This window comes from Methylophilus sp. DMC16, assembly GCF_056314045.1.
Genome location: NZ_JBQUZC010000002.1, coordinates 508,473 through 531,057 on the forward strand (window position 1 = coordinate 508,473; position 22,585 = coordinate 531,057).

The following is a 22,585-nucleotide window of genomic DNA, read 5'->3' on the forward strand; positions in this document are numbered from 1 at the left end:
GTTCATCATGAAACTGCTGTTTATTCTTGATCCACTGGCCTCACTCAAAAGTTACAAAGACACCAGCCTTGCCATCATGCGCGCGGCGCAAGCGCGTGGACACGTGCTATGGGTCTGCGAACAACACGACTGGCACTTGCAGCAAGCCGAGGTCAAGGTGGATGCGCAGACATTTGCGTTCAATGCAGACGGGCACTGGCAAACCGGTGACAAAATCACACAAGCCCCCGCAAGTTTTGATGCGGTGCTGATGCGTAAAGACCCGCCGTTTGATAACGAATACCTGTATAGCACCTATTTGCTTGAGCTGGCGCAACAGCAAGGGGCACGTATCTTTAACGACCCGTCATCCATTCGCGGCTGGAACGAAAAACTATCTGTCGCGCGCTTTCCGCAATTTGCCCCGCCGTTTATCGTCACCAGCCTGCAAAGCAAAATTCTGGCCTTTCTGGCCGAGCATCAGGACATCATCGTCAAACCGCTGGATGGCATGGGTGGCAGCGGTATTTTCCGCTTGCGTCAGGACGACCCCAATATTTACGCCATCCTGGAAACGCTGACCCGATTTGAAGCACAAACCATCATGGTCCAGCGCTATATTCCAGAGATCGTCAAAGGTGACAAGCGCATCCTGATCATCAACGGTGAGCCCCTGCCCTACGCCCTCGCCCGCATCCCAAAAACCGGCGAAACCCGTGGCAACCTGGCCGCCGGCGGCAAAGGCGTGGCCCAGCCCCTGAGCGCCCGTGACAAAGAAATTGCCGAGACCGTCGGCAGTGTGCTGAAACAACACGGCCTGTTTTTAGTCGGGCTGGATGTGATTGGCGACTACCTGACCGAAGTGAATGTCACCAGCCCGACTGGCATGGTAGAGATTGCGGCACAAACAGACTGTGATCCGGCCAGAGTGATGGTAGAGGCGCTGGAAAAGCAGATGGCCTGACTTGCCCGTCTCATCCTTAACGCGATCATATTCCCCCTGCTGACAGCCGATTTTGTTAACATCATCCAGTGCGGGTAAGTCCATCATGACTGCCTCGCTATCGTTGCAGGAGTGTCATCATGCGGGTCTTAGTGCTGGGTTCCGGGGTGATAGGCGTGACAAGCGCTTATTATCTGGCGTTAAAAGGCTTTGAAGTCACGGTCATAGACCGTCAACCAGCGGTCGCCCTGGAGACCAGTTTTGCCAATGCAGGGCAAATTTCACCAGGTTATTCCGCCCCTTGGGCCAGCCCGGATGTGCCCCTCAAGGCGCTTAAATGGCTGTTTCAGCGCCATGCGCCACTCTCACTCAAACCGGATCTCACGCGTTGGCAATGTCAATGGATTGCACAGTTTTTAAGCAATTGCTCCCTCGAACGTTATGAATTGAATAAATCGCGCATGGTGCGTCTGGCCGAGTATAGCCGCGATTGTCTGCGTCGTTTGCGCGCAGAGACGGGCTTGCATTATGAGCAACGCAGTCAAGGGACCTTACAGGTGTTCCGCACCAAAAAACAACTTGCCGCCGAAGCCAAGGATATTGCCGTACTTGAACGCATGGGCGTGCCGTTTGAGCATTTGGATGCGGCAGGCTGTGTACGCATTGAACCTGCCCTGATTCACGTCCAAGATGCGTTGCTGGGTGGGTTGTATCTGCCTGGGGATGAAACCGGGGATTGCCAGCTATTTACCACGCAACTGGCAGCCAAGGCGCAAGCGCTTGGGGTGAAGTTCAGACAAGAAACGCAAATACACCGCTTGCTGACACAGCAAAGCCAGTTGCTTGGCGTAGAGGTGCAAACGGCAAATGGCGTAGAAGTATTGCAGGCAGACCATTATGTGGTCGCCCTTGGCAGCTACTCGCGCCAACTTTCGCAGGCGTTGGGACTCAATCTGCCGGTCTATCCCGTAAAAGGCTATTCTTTGACCGTGCCCCTGATCAACGCTGCAGCCGCCCCCGTGTCCACCGTGATGGATGAGACTTACAAGGTGGCCATTACGCGCTTTGATCAGCGCATCCGGGTGGGCGGGATGGCGGAATTGCATGGGTTTGATTTAAGCCTCAACCCAAGCCGCCGGGCCACGCTGGAATTTGTATTCAACGGCTTGTTCCCGTATGCCGGGGATGTCGCACAAGCGCGATTCTGGACGGGGTTGCGCCCCATGACCCCGGATGGCACGCCGCTGATCGGCCAGGCAAGCGCGGCTTACCCCAATGTGTGGCTCAATACCGGGCATGGCACGCTGGGTTGGACCATGGCTTGCGGCTCCGGGCAAGTACTGGCCGATTTGATGGCGCAGGAGACACCGGCCATCGAGACGCAAGACCTGCAACTTTCCCGCTATCTCTAGCAGCGGTCACCCAATCCATCGCTGCTACTGAGTAAAATCACTCAGTAGAGAAATCCTCTGTGCAGTTACATTAGTACAAATTCTTTGGCGGTCGGCAACGCGGGCAAATCACTTTGCCCCAAGGCTTCCATGAGCTCAATGTCTATGACTTCAGTCAGCGCGTTGATCGGCAGCGCATTGGCAATCGGGGCAAAAGGCTCTTCGAGTTCATTACCGAGGGCATCGAGTCCAAACAGGGTATAAGCTGCCAATGCAGTCACAAACGGCGTGGCCCAGCCCAGGGTATTGGCAAAACAAAAGGGCATCAAAAAACAAAAAGTATAGGCGGTGCGGTGCAACAATAAGGTGTAGCCAAACGGAATCGGCGTATTCTGGATCCGTTCACAGGCGGCTTGCGTTGCCGCCAGCTTCTGAATCAATTCTTCGAGCAAATTAAACTGTATAGGCTGGATGCGGCCCTCCGCCAATGCCTGAATCAGGATGCGCTCCATGGCACGTAAAATGACTTCTGGCGGATTTTTGCTCTGCAAGTATGCTTCTGCCACGGGCTCGGCTAACAGTTGCTTGATCCGTGGCAGTTGATCCCCTGGACGCAGCTGCTTCAGCAACGCGTGCGCGTAAGCAATATTGCATTCCAGCAATTGCTTGCGGGCGGCACTGAGTTCACCCTGGGTATCCAGTATCTGGCTCAAGCGTGCCAGGTTTCTCGCGGTGAGCATCAACTCACCCCACACCTTTCTCGCCTCCCACCAGCGCTCATAGCAGGCGTTGTTTCTAAAGGCGAGAAAAATAGACAGCGTGATGCCAAGCAAGGCGAACGGCCCGCCATCAAACTTGGGTAACCAGTCGGGCTTCAAGGTATAAATCGAGACCACGATGGCTGACAGTGTTGCTACAAATGTCAGCAGCGGCATGATCTTGAGCACGATAGAACCTTTGATGATAAAAAACAGTTCAAACAAGTGCGGTCTTGGTCTAACAATCAAGGCATGTCTCCCATCTGGTGAACTATCACACCAGTGATATACTCGATAGTTTGTAGTTTATCTGTCAGTGCTGGCAGCAAATGTGGCGATAAGACATGGAAATGCATGATTTAACGCCGTTTTCCCAGTGCTAAACAAGATGAGAACCTTCAACAGTAACAAGTCACCGGGTTGGAAATTGATGGATGGATACCATGCTTAAATGGAAAGATATACTTAAACTCTCGCGCGAAGGGAATCTGCCCCCAGAACGCAAATTGCAAAAATCCGTGCGTGCCTGGCGAGAGATTTTGGATGAAGAGGTGTTTGCCATTACACGTTTAAGTGCCACCGAGCGGCCGTTTTCGTCAGAAATGTGTGTGGCGTTTACGCCAGGGCGCTATGCCTGCGCCTGTTGCGCGCAAACGCTGTTTGATTCTAGCCAAAAGTTTGACTCTGCCTCGGGTTGGCCTTCCTTTGACCAGCCCCTTGCAAAGAATGCGATTGCTTATTACGCCGACGATAGCCATGGCATGCAACGCGTAGAAGTGAAGTGCAATGTGTGTGATGCGCATTTGGGCCACGTCTTCCCCGATGGCAAAACAGAGAGTGGACTGCGCTATTGCATCAATGGCAAAGCGATTGCATTTGTCGCCCAGTAATTGGCCGGCGTTAAAAGCAAACGGCGCGGTTTGCTCACGCAAACAACGCCGTTTCAGATTCAACTCGCCATGCTTTTCTGAATAAGCTTAATGCGCCAGTCTTCTGCCATAACTGACGGCATAAGCCGCTGGTCTGGCCAGCAAAATAGGATCTTTGCTAGGCGCAATGCCGTCTGTCAGCTGTAGCGGATTGAACATGATGGGCTTTTCAGCCGCTTTACTGTCTGCCACAGCCTTATTCAAGGTCAGTGTTCCTAACTCAATCACCTTGCGGCTGTCCGGCCAAACGACGGTCGCATTGTTGACTTCATCCCCGGCTTCAGCCAGTTGCAGCAATAATTTATATTGCACCCCGCCTGTTTTTACACGCTCGACAATATCGGTCATCAGGTAGTCAGGTGCGGCTTTGTCAGCCGCTTCCTGGCTCAAAAATTTGGCGCCGGCCACGGGCACAATCTGGTAACGGCCAAAGACGGTTTTACCTGCAGCATTGGTAAACTCAAACGCGTTCACGCCATAAAAAGGTTGCGTCGCAAAACTCACAGGCGCCGGTTTGGGTGTGGTCACAAATTTGAGTGCAGCCGGATGGCTGCCTAAAAACTGCTCGACTGGGCTAGGCTTGGCCGTACTGCCCTGAGAGTCACGCACGGCATTGAGCAAGCCCAGAAAGTCTTCTGGCGTCGCCGTTGGAAAAGCATTCACCGAGATACTGACGATATCCGTTGCGGTGCCATCCGGTAATTGAAAGCGGATCGCAATGCCTTTAGGAAACGCATTGCCATTGGCATCCGGAATATTTGGCACGCCGGTGGCATTCGAGTAGCGGACCAACACCGGCGTTGCCTTTTGGAAGTGTGTTGCTTTACTGACCGAAGCCGCCTGTGCAGAAGGGGTAAATGTCCCCTCCACCATCACGCCTTTGGCATGGTTGGCGCGGTAGCCGGCATGAGGGCCGCCGGATAAAGTGGTCAAGGTGTCCACCAATTGTTCGGTCACCGGTTTTTCCTCTGCAAATACCGACGGGCTGGAGACAGTCAATGCTGTGGCAAATAACACGGCAACTAACGCTTGTATCTTCATGTTGAATCCTTTCTATGAAAATTCATATTGTTTAAAATTAAATCGTACACTACTTAAAACACCATAAACCATTTGTTTATGTTTACTACGCTTGATGCTGAATCAAATGGTTGCGCAGCGCGTTTAAGCGCTCGCGTAACTCACCGACCTCTTGCAATGAGCAGCCCATGGCACACAACATGTCATCCATAATCCCGGCGGCCTTCAGCCTCAGCTGACGGCCGGTCTGCGTCAGGCAGATAATCACTTGCCTTTCATCTTCGGTCGAGCGTACACGCTGCAAAAATTCAGCGGCTTCCAGCCTTTTCAACAAAGGGGTCAGCGTTGCCGAATCCAGAAACAACTGCTCACCAATATCACTGACAGTACGCTGATCGCTCTCCCATAACACCAACATGACCAAATACTGCGGATAGGTTAATTCCAGTGTTTTGAGCAGTGGGCGATATACTTTGTTAATCGCCAGCGACAGCGAATACACAGAAAAACATAACTGCTCATTAAGCAATGGCGTTTGGGTTGATGCAGAATTATTCATATACTGCGATTATAAATCGCGTGCTATTATATTTTCAACAACTTTTTAATCTTATTTGTTCAGCCACTGCATCATGTAGTGAATGATGAAGTTGGCTTTCTTGTGCATTCTGATTTGGCTCATCTTGCGCTCCTTTCATGTATGAAGTGCATGATAAAACGCTTTTATTTTTAAATAAAATTGAATTATTTAATTCAATCAATAAATAATTCTTATAGACAGGCCAGTTGCCTTGAAATCAAGGGCTGGTGCGCAGCATTGAATTAATTGAGGTTATCCAGCGTGTAAGGGTCTTGAGGCGCCGGCTCGATATCGAGCGGATTGACGGCATAGTTAAAATCATCGCCGATATCAATGTCTATGTCGTTTTGACCTTGCCAGCGCTCGAGCCAGATCGAAAAGTCTTTTTCTGGCATGGGCTTGCCAATAAAGTAGCCTTGCCCCTCATTGCAACCGAGCTTGGCCAACTGGTTGAGCACCAGTTCGTTTTCTATGCCTTCGGCCACCACGATCAAGCCCAGATTGTGCGCCAGATCGATGGTCGATTTCACGATGCTGGCATCGCCGGCGTTTTTATCCATAAACATGACAAATGAGCGGTCAATTTTAAGCTCTTGCACCGGCAGTTGACGCAAATAAGCCAGCGAGGAGTAGCCGGTACCAAAGTCATCAATGGCCAGATGCAATCCCATAGCCGCCAGTTTTCGTACGACAATTTCCGCCCGCTCTGGATCCTGCATCAAGCTGCCTTCGGTGATTTCAAGCTTGAGTGATTTGGTGGTCAAGCCATGCGCAGCCAACAAATCGGCAATCTGTTGCGGCAACTCCATGTTGTTGAGGTCGCGGGTTGAAAGATTCACCGCCAGGCTGATATGCAAGCCTTGTTTTTTGAAATCTGCCAACGCTTCACAGGCTCGGCGCAACATCCATTGCGTGAGGTCACTGATAATACCGGTCTGTTCGGCAAACGGAATAAACTGGTCAGGGAAAATCATGCCTTTTTGCGGATGCACCCAGCGAATCAGGGCTTCACCGCCCAGCGCACGGCGTGTCGTCACATCGACCTTAGGCTGGATGTAGAGCAATAACTGGTTTTGCTGGATGGCTTCCTTGAGGTCAGAGATCAGGGTCAATGTCTCGGACTGGTCAATTTCCAGCGAGGTATTGTAGACAATCCAGGGCGTCTTTTTGAGTCTGGATTCTTGCAGTGCCGTCTCGGCGTGGTTGAGTAAAGACTCTTCGTCCATGCCATGTTCGGGATACAGCGCAATCCCCATGCCCGCCTGTACATCAATGGCCTGGCCCTGCACCTGCACCGGTTGCTCAAATACCTGTTGGATGGCATCTGCAAAGCGGGTGGCTTGCGCCTGATCGGCATGTTGTAACAACACAGCAAATTCATCAGCATCAAGGCGCGCCACCATGTCTTGCTCACTCAATACATGCTGTTTGAGCACCTGACCGACGTGGCGCAGCAAATCATCGCCAAAATCCCGACCTAGCGTTTGGTTAATGGGCTTGAAGCGGTGAATATTGATGACCAGAATACTCAGCTTGGCATTGGTCTGGGCATGGGCCAGCATAGCCTGATGCACGCCTTGGGTAAACGCCAGCCGGTTGGAAAGACCCGTCAGCTCATCATTAAATGCCAGCCGCTGGATGCGCAAGCTGCGTTGCAACACCGCTTCACGCATGCTGTTGAGGGCGGTTGCCAGCAATCCGATCTCATCCGTACTGGTCACCTGAATTGGCTGATCATAATTGCCCATGGCAATGTCATCGGCATTTTTAACCAGCGTCGCAATCGGTTCTGTGGTTTTGCGCGAGACATACCAGATCAAGGCGGCAAAAATGACCACACCAAGCAAGGTCAGGAAAATCATCACTTTAAACAGCGTATGCAAATCCTGCAGGTAAGGTTCTACCGAGCCCTGCAGCACCACCAGCAAGGCTTCATCCTTGGTTTCATGCAAGGAACGTATTTTAAGATGGTAGGTAATGCCATTCAGATCGACCTTGTGCAAAGACAGCTTCTGCGCATACACATCGGAAACGGTTTTGACCAGCAGGTTTGAAAGTTCGTGGTTGGCGGTCCCCGTAACCAGCGCCCAGTCACGCTGATGGGTTTTTTGTACAAAGGTGACATCCAGATGTGTCAGTTGCTTGATTTGCGCGGCCAGGCGATTATCCACAGCAAAGCCCATCACAATCCAGCCAATGACATCTGGCGCTTTGACCGGCACGGCTATCAACTGATAAGGCTTGCCATCCACAAGATCAAACTTGAGTGTGCCGGTTTGATTCTCAGTAATGGCCTGTACAAACTCCTGATGGGCTGCACTGCCAGAAATGGCAGACTCGCTTTCCTGGGTGCCGATGACCATCGCTTCATCTTGACTGACGAAATAGGCGACCTGGGCATGGATGCGGCCCTGGTAGCTTTCCAGTGCGGAGGCAATCGTTTCCGCATCGTTGGTGGCAACGGCTTCCCTAAAGGCATAATCCGCGGCCAACACTTGCGTCGCCTGTTTGAGACTTTGCGTGTTGTGTTGCAGCAAATTGACAAATACCCGTTCGCCGACCTCCATCTGCTCTTCGGCCAGACGGTTGGCATGTTTTACCAGGGCATATTTAAGCGGAACCAGACCTGCCAACTGAATGGCAATGACCACGGTTAAGAATGTAAAAGCAATTCGCGAACGAATGTGTTTGAACTGGATCATGCAGTGAGAATGTTAGGGAAGCGCAATTTTCAGCTCGGTTGCGGCCCCTTCAATATTTACCTTTTGTTCTGTACCAGGTTTATTTTGTCCTGGTAGCCAGGCTTGATAACTGTATTGACCATCACTGAGCTTGATCATGGCCTTGCCTTGGTCGTCCGTTTTGACAAAAAACGGGGTATCGACGACATAAATATACCCTACCATAGAATCATGAATGTTGCACCCTAATGTCACCAATCCCGCCTGATCAAACAACACGGGGTCCGTTGGCACGCCGGAATACAACTTCAGCTCGAATTTTTTGGCAGGTGAAAATGAGTAGACATGGTGCCTCACCGTATCTTCATTCGGAAAATTCACCTTGGTACCGGTCTGGATTACGGTTACCTTGGGGTTAAACATTTTGTTTTTTTGCACGATCTTGCCAGGGGCTGGACTGATTGCCGGGGTTTTCTTGTCATAAAACGCGACGACCGCATCGGTGACCGGCCGGCCCGCAGCATCCGTCACAGTGAGCGTCACTTCCGCGGCGTGCGCAGACAGCCCCAGACAGAGTAACCAGAGTCCTGCGCCAAGCAGCGGCCTGCTCAAAAAACGCATGTTTTTATCCTTTGCAAACTTAATCACTGACCACGTCCCGCTTCATGGGCGCCAGTATCTTCAACAGCTCATTCTTTTCTTTGGTGCCTACGCCATTGATATCCATGCGCTCCCGCAATACCTCAACCATGATTTCGAATTCTGCCATGGTGATATGGGCATCGGCATGCGCATTTTTCATGGTCTCGCCCTCATACTCACATTGCCCGCCAGTTTTAACACATAAAAAATTGGTCAGGCTCTGTTTAAGCGTGACCATTTTCACCCCTTCAAATGAGCGGGCTGTACGTGGATCCTTGCTGACAATATCCAAAGTTTGATTCGACAAGCGGCTCAGCATCGGCAGGCCACCAATACGGCTGAACAAGCTTGCATCAGGCTTGGGCTGGGCGGGACACCCCGCCATGCACAGCAACAAGCCAATCCAGATCCACCTTCGCATTTCTTCCTCCGTTAAATTGCCACACTATCAGCATATTACGTGAGCTTAAAAAGTTTGAAACCATGAAAAAGCCAATCAAATCAATCGCTATTTTCGCAATGATTCTTATCGCGAAAACGAGATAATGATGCTATTCGATCAAATTTTGAAAGCGTTATCATGCATTCTTCTCCCCTTCTGATCGGCTGCATTACAGTGGCAACAGCAATGACCTTGCCTTTCGTAGCCAACGCAGGCGATCGCCTGTTAGCGACCGGTGGCGTCACCCAGATTGAGGGGGCGGCAGGCGGTGGCTTGATGCCTTGGGCTGTGATTAGCGGTTATGGCACAGACAAACAAATTGGCGGCTCGGCGTTTTATACGCATGCACAAACCAAGGGCGACTTTAAATTAAATACCTCTGGGATCGCGATTGGTGCTTTCAATCGCATCGAACTCAGTGCCAGCCAGGCGCGGTTCGGCTTGAGCGATACGGTGCCTGGCGAGGAAGTCCGTCTGAACACATTAGGCATAAAATTACGCCTGATAGGCGACGCCGTCTATGAACAGGACAGCTGGCTGCCACAAATCTCGGTGGGGGCCCAATACAAATATAACGAGGACTACCACTTTGTGCCCAAGGCGCTGGGCGCCAAAGATCGCGATGGCATTGATTATTATGTAGCCACCAGCAAGTTATTTTTGGGTGCGATTAATGGCTACAACTTGCTCATCAATGCCAATCTGCATGCCAGTAAAGCCAACCAGTTTGGCCTCTTGGGATTTGGCGGTGACCGGCATGACCGCTATCGTATCCTGCCAGCCGCCTCGGCAGCGATCATGCTTTCGGATAACTGGCTCATCGGCACTGAATATCGCGGAAAACCAAATAACCTGTCGGTATACAAAGAAAACAGTGCGCACGATATTTTCATGACCTGGTTTCCGCACCGCAACGTGTCTATCACTGGCGCCTATATTGATTTGGGCAGAATCGCCAACAAGGACGACCAGACCGGTTGGTACTTCTCAGGCCAGTTAAATTACTAAGCGAACCGACAAGTCATTATTTGAGCGTCTGCAGACCGCAAGTCGCCTGCAAGGCTTTGTCCAGTTGCTTGTAAGCCGCACCATTGCCGGTCGCAAAAGCATATGGATTGGTCAAAAGATAGTGGTTGTAACGCACTTGCCGGTAACTATACTTTTGCGCAAGACCGAGTGCATAGCAGTCGCAGGCCTGCGTCATATCGTCGGCATGGTAGCGCTGCTGGCAAGTCTGCTTCAGTGCCTGCTGATCCGCACCCGTCCAGGGCTTGGGCGTGGATACTGCATCGGCCCTGGCCTGGGTCAACATCGCATACATGAGTTCCACGCTGGCGCGCAATTTACCCAGTGGCGCAGTCTGCAAGGTATCGCGATGCAGCGGCTGCAAGCTGGCCGCATCTAGACTAAAATCAGCCTGATTGTCTGTCGTCTCGGGCACTTGATAGCCTTGCGCAGCCAACATGATTTGCTTGGCCGGATCGGCTTGCAACAAGGCGTGTGCTTCGGCGAGGTCTGCCGCTGGCAGTTGTAACTGCCAGTGGATCTGACAAGGTTGCGTCGTGGTGACGGACATGCTGCCACTGACCTGCTGATCAGCCACTGCATCCGCAAATGCAGGTGGGATACGCTGCAGCATGTATTGCATTTCCTTGTCTGCCAGAGTTTTTAAAGACTGCTGATCCAGACAAGCAATGACGGTGGCATGGACCATCCATAACACCAGGGTGGAGCAGATTTGAGTCAGGCATTTATTAAGGCCAGGCATAGTGAATTCTCTCAAATGATTCTGGCATTTGAGCAGGCTTGACCAGAAAAGTTTTGTGCGGCATCTTTTATCAAGATAACAGAGTCGCCGGAAATGAAAACGGGCGCTAAAGCGCCCGTTCATGCCATCAGGAACAAATTATTTGTTCATAACGTACATAGTTACTTCAAAGCCGAAACGCATTTCGGTAGCAGCTGGTTTAGTCCACATAGTCATTTCTCCTTTATCCTAAATTCGTCTTAGCAGTTGCTATCAACGTGTGACCATATTAAAACTCGGCTAAAAGATTGTCGTGATTAAACTGCGCAACATGCGTTCATGATTTTCATGAGTATCGCCTGATATACCCCTTAATCCGCCCGTGACTTGATCTGGCGCAACAATTTGCTGATGCCTTTGCGGCCGATGGTGCGCTTGAGGCTCACCTTGAAGTCATAGACGTAAAACGGCCATAAAAACTGCCAGCTCAGGCGGCGACCGCTCATGCCGAGATATATTTGCAAAAACTGCTTGCGGCCTTCCCAATGCAGTTTGTTCAAGGCGCGCGTCAAGTCGGCCAGACGATTTGACATCGGCGTCGCTCTCGGCGTCGCATGCAAGCGGGCGGTATCTATCAGCACAAACTGTAACTGATCTCCCTCACGCTGCACCAGAATATTGCCCCCGGAAAAGTCGCGGAAATAAATCCCCGAATGGTGCATATGCAGGCAAAACCGGGCAAAGGCCTGATACAAATGCTCGGCAGTCAGGCCCTCGTATTCGGTCGCGCCCTCGCGAAAAGCCAAAAACGCCTTGGAAATGGCAAACTGATGCGGCACAAAATCACAGATATAAAAATTGCGGCGCAATGTAGTGTCATGCGTATGCTCGATGAATGCGACAGGCATGGCGGTGCCCACGCCTCGCCGCAGCAATTCCATCGCCCCGTTCCAGCTGCGCTTGGCTTTGCTGGGTTTAAATCTGTCCAGTAGCGTTTTATGCCAATACATGCGCACCGGTTTTTTCACAGTCACTTGCTGACCGAGAGTTCTCGGATCAGGCAAGGACCAAATCGCATTTCTGGCATGGCGCAACGCCTGCTGTTTGGCAGGCGGAGTCAGCGTTTCCGGATGCCAAGCCTGCCATAATTGTCTGGCTTCTTCGGCATCCTTGGCCAGAATCAAGCCGCGCCAATCGCCTTCATGTACCGGAAAATACTGTTTACCGCCTATATGCGCATGAATCACCGTGCCACTCAAGGCAGGTTGCGCCGTACGCAGCAACATCTGGTCCGGCTCTGGCCACACCAGATACACCGGTGACTCGGTCACTAATTGCCGGTCTGGTACCGGTTGGCCGTCACGGTCAAAGATTTGCGCGAGCTGCAAACAATGCGGGGAATAGACTTGGTCGAGCACTGCACATTGACCGTTGACGGTCCAGGCGATATGCACGGTTTTCCCATGCTGCTGTAATTCGTGGATTTCGAGTCCATGGCCGGTACTCACAGGCGCAATATAGTGCGCCCCGTTCAGCCAGTCGCATGCCGTTTTAAATGCCGCAAAACTGGGTCTGTGCAGATAGTGTTCGCGCTGGCCATCGGCCGATTTGTAATAGGCGACGCGCTCCAGTGCCGGATACTCTGCATCCTTGAGGCCATCATCAATCAAGCCTTCACGGTGACAAATGAGGGCGCCCCAGTTTGCGTGCTGCAAAGCGCCAGAGGCGGCCAACAAAGTAAAGTAGCGTGCCACGTAATCGGCCTGTTTTTGCGCGCCATCCGGCAAGTGGCGTTTGATGCGGTAAATCGCCCAGAAGGCCACCGGCGACACCAGCGCAGGCACACCAAAATCTTCCCCCACTTTTTGCAACAAACGGGCTTTTTTGATCAGGTTAAACTTGAGGTGTCGGGTCCACTGATATTTGAAAATACGCTCATCGGACAGCTCGGGCTCAATCACGCGTTCCACAAACAGGTTGTTGCTGTGCACATCGGGCAAGCGCCGGGTCTGAGCCAGCGTTTTCAGCAGACTGACGTTATACAGCGGCTCAAAATCCTGCACATTCGGGCCCACCACCCGCACCTGATATTGTCTGGCCAGATCGTAAGCCAGCTGCCAGGCTAACATAAAGCCAGGCATGTCATAGCCCGCCCATTTTTTGCGGTTGACCGTGTTACCAATCTCCAGCGCCGCAATGCGTCCCGCATAGGCTTGCAATAGCTCAGACACAAAAGTTGCCCACGCTTGCTGCACACTGGCGTCACGCATATTTCTGGCCGCGGTAAATGGCTGCACCACATGCAAGGTCACCGAGAGGCCAGCCGCTAACAAACGGCGCAAAAAACGCTCTTGATGGGGGCGTGCATCATCATCGCTGATATCCAGCCGTACCCTGGTCACACCCAGCATCTGCAATTGCGTCAAGACGTAATCATCTGTGGCAGGATCCTGATTACTCGCGACACAGATCCCGATAAAGTCGTCAGGGATGGCATGGTCGAGTTTTGGTAAGTGGCTGTGTTTGAGCCAGAAACCACCTGTGGCCAGATATTTCAAGCCATCAAGAATGACCTGTCGGGTCAGCATGGAGGGTTGTTTTTTCAAAGTCAGCCCTTACTCTGGCAAGCGATAACGCTGCTCTTGATACAACAAGGCAGGCAACAGGCTGTTAGCTAGGGCGCGTTCAGCCAATGCCGCGGCATCCGCTGGCGGTGCGGTATTCTGCAACTGCTTACTGAGTGGATTGTAGTGACCAAAGGCAGGCGCCTTGCCCTCACGCAACACCACCACTTCGTTATCTGCGACCGTTGGGCCAGTTTGCTGCATCCAGCCAAAGTTGTAGTTGTACTGCATCATGGCGCGACCACGATAGTCAGCGCTCACATTGGACAAATCATGCCCGGTCATCGGATGCTTGGCGTCTATGCCCATCAGTGACAACACGGTCACCGGCAGGTCAATCTGGCTGGCAATTGCTTCAACGGTTTTAGGTTGCACCGCCCCGCCCAGAATCAACGCCGGGATATGAAAGTGTTCGATCGGCACCAGCGAATCGCCACGCACGCGAATGTCATGGTCGGCCACAATCAAAAACACGGTATCGTTCCAATAAGGGCTGGCTTTGGCTTTTTTAAAGAACTCGCCGATGGCGTAGTCGGCATATTTCACTGCATTGTTGTCAGTCGCCTTGGGCTGCTCATACAGCTCGATACGCCCATCCGGGAACTCAAAGGGTGCGTGGTTAGACGAGCTGAACGCAAGTGTAAAAAACGGCTTGCCGCTGGCGTGGTGTGCCATCAGCTGCTCATGCGTTTTGTTGAGCAAATCTTCGTCAGAAGCCCCCCAGCTGGCAACAAACACCGGATTGATGAAATCCGGTTGGTCCGTGATCTGCTGAAAACCATTGCCCATGAAAAAACTGCGCATATTGTCAAAATGGGATTCCCCCCCGTAAATAAACTCGGTCAGGTAACCACGTTTGGACAATAGCGAAGCCAGCGTAAAAAAGTTCTTCTGGCTCAAGTCCAGCTTGACGGTACTGTCTGACGGCGTCGGCTGAAAACCGGTAACGACCGCCTCAATCCCGCGCACCGAGCGCGTCCCGGTCGCATACAGATGCGTAAACCAGATGCCCTCAGCTTTGAGCTTTTCCAGATTTGGCGTCACCGGCTTGCCGCCCAGAGATTCGACAAAGCCTGCGCCCAGACTCTCTTGCAGCAAAATCACCAGGTTCAATGGTTTGTCTCGCTGCACACTGGGTGTCAGCGTGGTCAGGGTCGGGATATCGGTATCTTGCGCACCGGTCAAGGCAAAGATTTTTTCGCGCGGCAGTTTGCCGTAAATGGCACTGGATTTTGCCTCATGCTGCAAACTGTAGGCGGCATAAAATACCGAATAGCTTGAGTTTAAAATCAGGCTGTTGACCATGCTGTCCTGGGTAATGGCAAACAAGGCCGGATTGGCCGGGCGGTGGCCCAGGCTAGAGCGGATGCCGAAAATCGTCAACACCAGCAATAATGGCCAGACCAGCCATACCGCCAAATTATTCCATTTAGGCTCGGCTTGACGCCAGGGTTTCAATAAACGCGCAACCAGTGCAACAGCCACCAAGCTCATGGCCAAGCCAAAAAACAGTTCGACTTTAAAGCCTTGCCACAACATGCCAAACACTTCATGCGGATACTTGAGATATTCGACAAAGATGCGGTTGGGGCGGACATCATACTCAAGAATAAATCCTGGCGTGGCCGCCTCTAAAAACACCAACAACACCAATGAGAGCAACACCCACCAAAAGGTGAATCGGCGCCAAAACTTGAACAGGCCACGGGTCGCCAGCACCGGCGACACTAACACCGGGATCAAGGCCAGCAAACCAAGCTGAATGACATCCACACGCACGCCCTGCAACAAGATCTGACAAAGTTCACCGGTCGCCTGTACGCGCTCCCACTTCCAGATCACCAGCCCCAGGCGCGTGAGAGAAAGCAAGACCAGCCCACTGATAAACATGACAATCAGCGGTGCATAAGGGCCAAACCAGTGGGCAAATCTCCACAGTTTTGAAGACGGGCGAGGCGTGCCGAAATAGATAGGTTGCATAAAGGCTTAATCTGTTTGAATCAAGCTTGGAATTATAACGGGTTATCTCGTTTATGGCCCTACCGGCAAGCATCCGCCTGCAGATGTGCGATTAAAAGGATTTTTTACGTAAATCGAGGTAGACCATCGACAGCAAAGCGACCGGGATCACAAAGCCCACCAGCAAAGGCACCAAATCCACCAGCATATCCACCATACCGGTCTGGCTGGTGAACAGGCTCCAGCCTTTAGCCAACAAAGGTACGACCGTGAATAACAGCGTGGGAATCAGAAACCAGACGGTGCTGCTTGCCCCGCGTTTGGCCAAACGCGCACAAAAAAATGTGACCAGCGCCACAATAATGGCAGCCCCGGCACCCCAGATAGCCCCGGCAACGATCGTAATCCAGGTCCCTACCTGATACAGCAATAAACAAATGATGGCGGTTAGTATCAGCTTGCGGTTCATCGCAACTTGCATGTCACACTCCTCTGAATGAATGGCTTGTTTTAATGATAAGTGTGACAACAGAGGCGTTAAAAGTTGCAAACAGCCCTGCGTGTTTGAGTACGCTGATCCTGAAAGCCAGCGTCGGCTCCACCGGGAATTCAAGTTCGCCAGCCAGGCCCATGGCCTATACACGCATTAGCCAGGCCAGCTGCCCTTGGATGCCTTAACGTTTTCTGTGTTTTAGCCATCTCACCATCTGCATGCCCAACAGCACCAAGACCCCGATCACACTAAGCAAACATAGGATTGCAGGCAATGGAATCAGACTCACAGCTTGCGGCTGACGCGCAAGCCCCTCTTTTAAAGACGCCGGCAACCGGTTTGGCGTCACTGGAATCACTTTCCATTGGCTGCGATCCGCTGGCGCTTGTTGCAGATACTGGGCAAAGCTATATACAGGCGCGAGACCAAACTCACGGCTGGATGGAATTTGCGGAATACGTACAAAGTAAATGGCTTCAAGCTGATCGGCCAGAGGCGCCATACGAGGTGAAGTTAATGTGGACCGGTCACCAGTTTGAGCCATATTGAGCAGGTCATGCCCGATGGCGTCAAATGCTACCGCAGGAAACAGCCGAGTCATTTCAGTATTCAGGTAATCATAAATGGCACGGCCTTTTTGCAGACTCTGCTGCGTGGCAGCCACATACCAGTAAGCGGCACTGGCCTTGAGCAGGCTCTCGACTCCACGCCGGGGCACTTGCCAGCCCAGTTGGCGTAAAGTATCTATGCTGATGCCAGCACAGTTATCCCTGGCGTGATCATATACAAAGTCATTGTGGTAAAAATGCTGCATGACCCGGTTATTCAATGCCTGAACTTGCTGGGGAATCGTCGTCTGACTGAACACCGCCACCAGCATATAGGATGGCCGGTAAAATGCCTGCCCACTATTGAGGTCGCCCATGTATTTATCGAAAGGCGTGACCCCGGCAATGACGCCCTTTTCACTATTGATGGCCAGGTTATAGTAGTTATTGACCAGCCAGTTTGCATATTCGCCTTGCGCACCGACGATCCCGGTAGCCAGGGCAAAGTGACCGCCATGGGCCTCATCATCATCGCCCTGGGCACCATTGAGCAAAATGCCGACGGCTGTTTTGCCTGACGACTGTTGCGCCAGGCCTGGTGACCTCTCCCATAACAGCCGGCTTTGATAGGGGCTGCGGGCACCCCCGTTGGCAAACTGTACCAGGGATTGCAAGGTTTCATCATTTTGCAACGGTTGCGGGTCAGCGGTTAAATCAAGCTTAAACGCATGTGGCCATACGGTGCGCGCCGTCAAGGTCTCGCCCTCTAACTCGCCGCGTATCCACAGTTTGGACTGGCTGAAATAAGCACTCGTATCCGCATTCCAGTAAGATCGGTTACTGGCAAGTTTGGGCACCAATTTAAAATGGAAGCGCTCGCCTGTTGCGCTTGAGACCGAACTGCCTGCAGCGGTTAGCGTCATTTCTGACCAGCGTTGAGTTGCGCCGGTCCAGACCAGTGACGGTAAAGCCACAGGATTGAGTGCCGCACTATCCTCGACTCCACGCATCTGGGTGTCGATGCGTGTTACTGGCTCGCCATCAGCCGGGACAGAAAACGTCTCATGGCGGAAATACCATAAGGTTTGCGGCAACGTCTGGCAGTGCTGGCAAGCCCCCCGCATCGTTTGAAATTGCGTGTTGGCATAGGGTCCTAATTTATCCACTTCGGACTCCGCATGAACAAACGACGACATCAAGCCGATGCCGAATCCAAATCCGACCCCAACCATACGCCGCATGCTATCGCCCCCAAACACGCAAGTAATTGCACACACTGACCCAATATTCTGGCTGGCGCCAGCACAAATAAATTGCCACCAGCACATTGAGCATGGCCGTGATACCAAACAACTGCGGGATGCTGACGCCCATACCAAACAGCATGACCGAGAATCCAGCAGAGAGCACCATAAACAGTGCATTCATGATGTTGTTAGACGCAATCACACGGGATTGATAGCCTGGTTGCGCGCGACTCTGTAGCAACACGTACAAGGGCACAATATACAAACCGCCACAAATGCCGAGCAAGGCCACATCCAGCAACATGCGCTCATCGCTCCAGCCTGGCAAGCGATGCAAAGTCAGGCCCGGATGTGCCAATAACTGTTGCTGGATATCACCAGTCACCTGGGCAAAATCCCAGGCAAACACAGACATGCCAGCCGCCCCCAGCATGACTAAGCCTAGCTCCTGTTTGCCTTTGGAGAGCTTTTCACACCAGACAGAACCGACGCCTACCCCCACCGAAAAGATCGATAACAGACTGATAAAGTCACGCTCCGTGCCCTGCAATACATGCTTGGCCAGGTTGGGAAATTGCGCCAGCAAGGTCGCACCAAAAAACCAGAACCAGGAGATCGCAACAATCGCGACCCACAACGTTTGCTGCGCCCAAAAGGTCCGTACGTTCTTGATGGTCTCGGTCACGGGGTTCCAGTTCACCTGGATCTCGGGCACCGGTGGCGGAGAAAGTGGAATGCTGCGGCTCAAGTGATAGCCAGAAATCGCAATCAACAGCACACTCAAGCTGGTGAACAAGGCATGTTGCTCCAAACTGCCTAACCATGCCCCCAACACTTGCCCTAATAAAATAGCAACAAAACTGCCCATCTCTACCAGGCCATTGCCAGCGGTCAACTCGTTGACCTGCAGATGTTGGGGCAAGTAAGAGTATTTGACCGGCCCGAACAAGGTCGAATGCACTCCCATTAAAAACAGCGCCAATGCCAGCATGAAAAGACTGTTGCTTAAAAAGCCTATGCTGGCAAATAGCATAATGCCTATCTCCAGCATTTTTACCCAGCGGATCAGTTGTGATTTTTCATACTTATCCGCCAATTGCCCGGCCGATGCCGAAAACAGAAAAAACGGCAGAATAAACAGGCCGGGCAACAAAGTCGCCAGCATCTTGCCATCCAGGGTGGTCAGGCTGGCCGTATTAAACGCCACCTGGGTAATCAATGCGGTTTTAAACACATTGTCATTAAACGCCCCCAGACCCTGCGTCCAGAAAAAAGGGCCAAACCGCTGTTGGCTTAGTAATTGGAAAGGACTCTTCATGCCGCTTTTTCCGCCATTTGTTTGAGGGTGACGTAGTCAGTTTTACCCGTACCCAATACCGGAATCTGCTCCACCACCACCAATTTACGGGCAATGGCGATTTCTGGGGAGCCAAGGTTTTTCGCCACAATCTGCAAATCCTCACGCTTGAGTCTGGCATCGGTGGTGAACAGCACGATATTCTCGCCACGGCTGGCATCGGCGACTGTCGTCGCGGCATGCTGATGCTCGGGTGCGGCGGTATGGGCGATTTTCTCGACGACTTCGAGCGAGACCATTTCACCGGCCACTTTGGCAAAGCGTTTCACCCGGCCCTTGATGTGGATAAACCCCTCGGTATCGACCTCTACCACATCGCCGGTTTCATACCAGCCATCCTTGGGCGAAACCAGAACGCCAGGCTGGTCATACAGATAGTAGCCCTGCATGATGTTGTCGCCCTTTACATAGAGCAAGCCGCCTTTGTCGATGCCTGGCACCGGCTCCAAACGGTATTCGATCCCCGGGAAAAACTGGCCTACCGTGCCATGGCGATTCGCCATCGGCGTATTTGCCGCGAGTACTGGGGCACATTCGGTCGTGCCATAGCCTTCGAGGATGCGGATGCCAAATTTTTCGTGATAGATTTTGCGCACTTCTTCATTGAGTTTTTCAGCCCCGGCAAACACCACGCGCAACTTGTAAAAATCATAGGGGTGCGCAAACTTCGCATAATTGCCCAGAAAGGTGCTGGTAGAGAAAAACACGGTGCAGCCCTTGTCATAAATCACTTCCGGGATCAATTTATATTGCAAGGGCGACGGGAACAGCAAAATCGGGATGCCATTCAGGAAAGGCAACAAGGTGCCGGTAAAGCCAAAGGCATGAAACAGTGGCAATGCCATCATGAATTTATCAGTAGGATTGAAATCCAGCATGGCCAGAATCTGGTGCGTATTCGCCACAATACTTTTATGGTTATGCACCACGCCTTTGGGCTTGCCCTCGGAGCCGGAAGTAAACAGGATGACTGCGGTGTCGTTTTCTGTCGCGGGCTCCATAGCGGCACGCGGATAATGCAAGGCATAGCCCATGAGCCAGGCGCGATCCAGCATGCCAAACTGGGCACGCAAGTCTTCAAGATACACAATATTCAGATCACGCATTTTAGCGATGGTGTCTTCAAGCTTGGCGGCTTCAATAAACTTGCGCGAACTGATAATGGTGCGGACATTGGCGGCAATACAGGCGTTACGCATGCCCTCTGCCCCTGCGGTGTAATTGAGCATGGCCGGGACACGCCTAAACGCGGTCATCCCTAATAGCAAAGCCAGCGTATTGGTGATATTCGGCATCAACACGCCAACCGCCTCATCCCGCTGACTGACTTTGGTGGCAATGCGGCCTAGCGCCAGGCTGCGTTTGAGCACTTCCTGATACGTCTCTTCGACCTGGTTCATGTCTTCGATGATGCGCGTTTTGGCACCATATTTATCCATGGCATCCAGCATGGCTTCAAACAGGGTGGTGGTGCGCTGCGTCTTGAACAGCATGTGCTGCATGATATTGCGCATGGCTTCACCAGCTATGCGGCGGCGCTGCTTGGCCGTCAACGGCGCGTGATGCCCGTGCGGCTCAATCTGAATCTGGGTGGGCGGTAAAATGGTCAAGGTGACTTTAGGCAACAGCTTGCGTGGATGCGCATCTGACAAGCGGCCAAAATAAGACTGCGCCGCACCCTCTACCCTCACGGGCAAAATCTTGACGCCGGTTTTTGCCGCGACAAAACCAGGGCCGTCATACACCTTCATCAAGGCCCCCGTCAGCGTGATGCGGCCTTCAGGAAAAATCACCACATTTTCACCGGCATTCAGCCGCTGAATGACTTTTTTCATCGCCAGAGGGCTGGCGGGGTCCACCGACAAATGCGGTGTCATCTTGAGCCATAGCCGGAAGAAGAAATGCTTTAGAACCCCGGTATGCACAACAAAAGTGGCCCGCTTGGGCAGAAACAGGCCAAGCAACAGGCCGTCCAGAAAAGATTCGTGGTTGGCAATAATCAACAACCGGTCTTCGTTTGGCACATTTTCGAGGCCAGTAACACGAACTCTGAACAATAAACGACAGATACCCCTTAATACACTGACTAGCATATTCACTTCCTACCCTTTTATATTTCGTTTTTTATATAGTCCAGCACATTTTCCAGTGCTTCTTGCATGAACGCTTTATTGACCCAGAAAAAGACTTCGCGTCCGATTTTTTCACTCTGTAACGCGCCACCACGCTCCAGCACCTTGAGATGGTGGGTGACGGCTGTGCGGCTTAATTGAGAGCTTTCCACAATCTGCAGGATGGTCAACCGCTCGTTTTTTTCAAACGATAGCAAAATCCGTTGCCTGTGCGCATCCCCAAGCGCCTCAAAGAGGGCCGAGATGTCTGTCCAGGCTTCTGGAATGTGAGTGACTGTTTTCATATAACTAAATAATTAGTTATTTAGTTTATTTTGTCAAGCGCTGACCGCAAAATATTTAGTCCCCGCCCTAATCCGGTTTTCATTAAATCATCATTTACCGCAAAACAGAGGCCGTTACACTATGTTAAAACATTTAAACATAAATAATTCAGGGAATAAAAATGGGACGATACGCCGCACTTTTTTCATTGATGGCAGCACTGCCTGTAGCGGCGCATGCCAATGCAGTGATCAACCTTGCCAGCACTAGCTGCAGTGGTGCGTTGTCGATTTCATCACTCGCTGGCGCCTCGCTCAGCTGTGCAGGTAACTTGACCTTGAAGGGCGGCTGGATAGACTCTGACGATAGCATCTTCATTCGTGCAGAGGGGGATTTGCTGCTTGAAAACCTTACATTGAATGCACAAGAAATTTCGCTTTCGACATTCCAAGGTGGCATCCAGATCGCAAATAACGTGAATATTAACGCCGTTCAAAACGATGGCAGCGGTGGTGGGCAAATTGTGATCAATGCAGGTAACAACAGTCTCTTCCCGACAACCCCCATCATTCATTGGCAAGCTTTTGACCCGTCATTCAATGCCGGTGGCACCGTGCACTTCAATATGCCAACCACACACACAAGTGCGCCCTCAGGCGTGATTGCAGTTGGAGGGCAAGTCGTGATCAAACCAGGCGGCGCTATTCAAATCTCATCGAGTCAAATTTCGTCACCCCTGATCAACATCCCGCTCACGGCTTCTGTTTCGGCTGTGCCAGAGGCAAATCGAGCGGCGATGCTGTGGCTGGGTTTGGGGTTGCTGGCGTTTAGACGCAGGCTGCTTTGACG

At 52.0% G+C, this 22,585-nt stretch carries 20 protein-coding genes; 5 read left to right on the forward strand and 15 right to left on the reverse strand.

The features are described from left to right. Window positions 1-7: 7 nt before the first annotated feature. Both gshB and ACT53D_RS10580 read left to right on the forward strand, forming a co-directional pair. A complete protein-coding gene (gene gshB, locus ACT53D_RS10575; protein ID WP_476156100.1) occupies window positions 8-943 on the forward strand; it encodes a glutathione synthase in 936 nt (311 codons plus the stop codon). Window positions 944-1,062: 119 nt separating this feature from the next. Then, window positions 1,063-2,334, forward strand: coding sequence for a D-amino acid dehydrogenase (locus tag ACT53D_RS10580; protein ID WP_476156102.1), 1,272 nt, complete (start codon window positions 1,063-1,065; stop codon window positions 2,332-2,334). Between the two features lie 65 nt (window positions 2,335-2,399). Here the strand turns inward: ACT53D_RS10580 and ACT53D_RS10585 are convergent, their stop codons facing one another. Continuing rightward, complete coding sequence (locus tag ACT53D_RS10585) at window positions 2,400-3,320, reverse strand: bestrophin family protein (protein ID WP_379074007.1); 921 nt, start codon at window positions 3,318-3,320, stop codon at window positions 2,400-2,402. 194 nt (window positions 3,321-3,514) lie between these two features. Here ACT53D_RS10585 and msrB point away from each other — a divergent pair, with 194 nt between their 5' ends. Further along, window positions 3,515-3,961 carry a peptide-methionine (R)-S-oxide reductase MsrB gene (msrB, locus tag ACT53D_RS10590; RefSeq protein WP_379074005.1) on the forward strand — a complete coding sequence of 149 codons (447 nt, stop codon included), beginning with the start codon at window positions 3,515-3,517 and terminating at the stop codon, window positions 3,959-3,961. 87 nt (window positions 3,962-4,048) lie between these two features. Here the strand turns inward: msrB and ACT53D_RS10595 are convergent, their stop codons facing one another. The 5 genes from ACT53D_RS10595 to ACT53D_RS10615 all read right to left on the reverse strand — a co-directional run bounded on the left by ACT53D_RS10595 (window position 4,049) and on the right by ACT53D_RS10615 (window position 9,344). Further along, window positions 4,049-5,041: a catalase family peroxidase gene (locus tag ACT53D_RS10595; RefSeq protein ID WP_476156105.1), complete on the reverse strand. Its 993-nt coding sequence runs from the start codon at window positions 5,039-5,041 to the stop codon at window positions 4,049-4,051. An 85-nt stretch (window positions 5,042-5,126) separates the two neighbouring features. Further along, complete coding sequence (locus ACT53D_RS10600; RefSeq protein ID WP_476156107.1) at window positions 5,127-5,579, reverse strand: MarR family winged helix-turn-helix transcriptional regulator; 453 nt, start codon at window positions 5,577-5,579, stop codon at window positions 5,127-5,129. A 263-nt stretch (window positions 5,580-5,842) separates the two neighbouring features. Then, window positions 5,843-8,302 carry a bifunctional diguanylate cyclase/phosphodiesterase gene (locus ACT53D_RS10605; protein ID WP_476156109.1) on the reverse strand — a complete coding sequence of 820 codons (2,460 nt, stop codon included), beginning with the start codon at window positions 8,300-8,302 and terminating at the stop codon, window positions 5,843-5,845. Window positions 8,303-8,314: 12 nt separating this feature from the next. Continuing rightward, the gene (locus ACT53D_RS10610) at window positions 8,315-8,902 is read right to left on the reverse strand and encodes a methylamine utilization protein (RefSeq protein ID WP_194749061.1); all 588 of its coding nucleotides are present in this window, start codon (window positions 8,900-8,902) and stop codon (window positions 8,315-8,317) included. A 19-nt stretch (window positions 8,903-8,921) separates the two neighbouring features. Further along, entirely contained in the window at window positions 8,922-9,344 is a 423-nt protein-coding gene (locus ACT53D_RS10615) for a group I truncated hemoglobin (RefSeq protein ID WP_476156111.1), read from the reverse strand. A gap of 207 nt (window positions 9,345-9,551) precedes the next feature. Here ACT53D_RS10615 and ACT53D_RS10620 point away from each other — a divergent pair, with 207 nt between their 5' ends. Next, window positions 9,552-10,373 carry a DUF3034 family protein gene (locus tag ACT53D_RS10620; protein WP_313985771.1) on the forward strand — a complete coding sequence of 274 codons (822 nt, stop codon included), beginning with the start codon at window positions 9,552-9,554 and terminating at the stop codon, window positions 10,371-10,373. Window positions 10,374-10,389: 16 nt separating this feature from the next. Here the strand turns inward: ACT53D_RS10620 and ACT53D_RS10625 are convergent, their stop codons facing one another. From ACT53D_RS10625 to ACT53D_RS10665, 9 genes are all read right to left on the reverse strand, one after another. Next, a complete protein-coding gene (locus ACT53D_RS10625) occupies window positions 10,390-11,133 on the reverse strand; it encodes a hypothetical protein (RefSeq protein ID WP_476156113.1) in 744 nt (247 codons plus the stop codon). 138 nt (window positions 11,134-11,271) lie between these two features. Continuing rightward, complete coding sequence (gene pqqA / locus ACT53D_RS10630) at window positions 11,272-11,343, reverse strand: pyrroloquinoline quinone precursor peptide PqqA (protein WP_081624291.1); 72 nt, start codon at window positions 11,341-11,343, stop codon at window positions 11,272-11,274. A 140-nt stretch (window positions 11,344-11,483) separates the two neighbouring features. Further along, complete coding sequence (locus tag ACT53D_RS10635; RefSeq protein ID WP_476156115.1) at window positions 11,484-13,718, reverse strand: lipopolysaccharide kinase InaA family protein; 2,235 nt, start codon at window positions 13,716-13,718, stop codon at window positions 11,484-11,486. Window positions 13,719-13,727: 9 nt separating this feature from the next. Further along, a complete protein-coding gene (locus tag ACT53D_RS10640; protein WP_313984518.1) occupies window positions 13,728-15,716 on the reverse strand; it encodes an LTA synthase family protein in 1,989 nt (662 codons plus the stop codon). Window positions 15,717-15,807: 91 nt separating this feature from the next. After that, window positions 15,808-16,176 carry a hypothetical protein gene (locus tag ACT53D_RS10645; RefSeq protein WP_194749066.1) on the reverse strand — a complete coding sequence of 123 codons (369 nt, stop codon included), beginning with the start codon at window positions 16,174-16,176 and terminating at the stop codon, window positions 15,808-15,810. 193 nt (window positions 16,177-16,369) lie between these two features. Further along, window positions 16,370-17,977, reverse strand: coding sequence for a hypothetical protein (locus tag ACT53D_RS10650; RefSeq protein ID WP_476156117.1), 1,608 nt, complete (start codon window positions 17,975-17,977; stop codon window positions 16,370-16,372). Between the two features lies 1 nt (window position 17,978). After that, window positions 17,979-19,301: an MFS transporter gene (locus tag ACT53D_RS10655; protein ID WP_476156119.1), complete on the reverse strand. Its 1,323-nt coding sequence runs from the start codon at window positions 19,299-19,301 to the stop codon at window positions 17,979-17,981. Further along, window positions 19,298-21,433: a bifunctional acyl-ACP--phospholipid O-acyltransferase/long-chain-fatty-acid--ACP ligase gene (gene aas, locus ACT53D_RS10660; RefSeq protein ID WP_476156121.1), complete on the reverse strand. Its 2,136-nt coding sequence runs from the start codon at window positions 21,431-21,433 to the stop codon at window positions 19,298-19,300. Before aas ends, ACT53D_RS10655 begins: the two co-directional genes overlap by 4 nt. A 17-nt stretch (window positions 21,434-21,450) precedes the next feature. After that, entirely contained in the window at window positions 21,451-21,756 is a 306-nt protein-coding gene (locus ACT53D_RS10665; protein WP_476156123.1) for an ArsR/SmtB family transcription factor, read from the reverse strand. A 161-nt stretch (window positions 21,757-21,917) separates the two neighbouring features. Between ACT53D_RS10665 and ACT53D_RS10670 the strand changes: the two genes are divergently transcribed. Continuing rightward, complete coding sequence (locus ACT53D_RS10670) at window positions 21,918-22,583, forward strand: hypothetical protein (protein WP_476156125.1); 666 nt, start codon at window positions 21,918-21,920, stop codon at window positions 22,581-22,583. Window positions 22,584-22,585 lie beyond the last annotated feature (2 nt).

Bases quoted from the DNA above. Each gene is read 5' to 3' on its own strand.
- gshB (WP_476156100.1), top strand. From the start codon at position 8: ATGAAACTGCTGTTTATTCTTGATCCACTGGCCTCACTCAAAAGTTAC.
- ACT53D_RS10580 (WP_476156102.1), top strand. From the start codon at position 1,063: ATGCGGGTCTTAGTGCTGGGTTCCGGGGTGATAGGCGTGACAAGCGCT.
- msrB (WP_379074005.1), top strand. From the start codon at position 3,515: ATGCTTAAATGGAAAGATATACTTAAACTCTCGCGCGAAGGGAATCTG.
- ACT53D_RS10595 (WP_476156105.1), bottom strand. From the start codon at position 5,041: ATGAAGATACAAGCGTTAGTTGCCGTGTTATTTGCCACAGCATTGACT.
- ACT53D_RS10600 (WP_476156107.1), bottom strand. From the start codon at position 5,579: ATGAATAATTCTGCATCAACCCAAACGCCATTGCTTAATGAGCAGTTA.
- ACT53D_RS10605 (WP_476156109.1), bottom strand. From the start codon at position 8,302: ATGATCCAGTTCAAACACATTCGTTCGCGAATTGCTTTTACATTCTTA.
- ACT53D_RS10610 (WP_194749061.1), bottom strand. From the start codon at position 8,902: ATGCGTTTTTTGAGCAGGCCGCTGCTTGGCGCAGGACTCTGGTTACTC.
- ACT53D_RS10615 (WP_476156111.1), bottom strand. From the start codon at position 9,344: ATGCGAAGGTGGATCTGGATTGGCTTGTTGCTGTGCATGGCGGGGTGT.
- ACT53D_RS10620 (WP_313985771.1), top strand. From the start codon at position 9,552: ATGACCTTGCCTTTCGTAGCCAACGCAGGCGATCGCCTGTTAGCGACC.
- ACT53D_RS10625 (WP_476156113.1), bottom strand. From the start codon at position 11,133: ATGCCTGGCCTTAATAAATGCCTGACTCAAATCTGCTCCACCCTGGTG.
- ACT53D_RS10640 (WP_313984518.1), bottom strand. From the start codon at position 15,716: ATGCAACCTATCTATTTCGGCACGCCTCGCCCGTCTTCAAAACTGTGG.
- ACT53D_RS10645 (WP_194749066.1), bottom strand. From the start codon at position 16,176: ATGCAAGTTGCGATGAACCGCAAGCTGATACTAACCGCCATCATTTGT.
- ACT53D_RS10650 (WP_476156117.1), bottom strand. From the start codon at position 17,977: ATGCGGCGTATGGTTGGGGTCGGATTTGGATTCGGCATCGGCTTGATG.
- ACT53D_RS10655 (WP_476156119.1), bottom strand. From the start codon at position 19,301: ATGAAGAGTCCTTTCCAATTACTAAGCCAACAGCGGTTTGGCCCTTTT.
- aas (WP_476156121.1), bottom strand. From the start codon at position 21,433: ATGCTAGTCAGTGTATTAAGGGGTATCTGTCGTTTATTGTTCAGAGTT.
- ACT53D_RS10665 (WP_476156123.1), bottom strand. From the start codon at position 21,756: ATGAAAACAGTCACTCACATTCCAGAAGCCTGGACAGACATCTCGGCC.
- ACT53D_RS10670 (WP_476156125.1), top strand. From the start codon at position 21,918: ATGGGACGATACGCCGCACTTTTTTCATTGATGGCAGCACTGCCTGTA.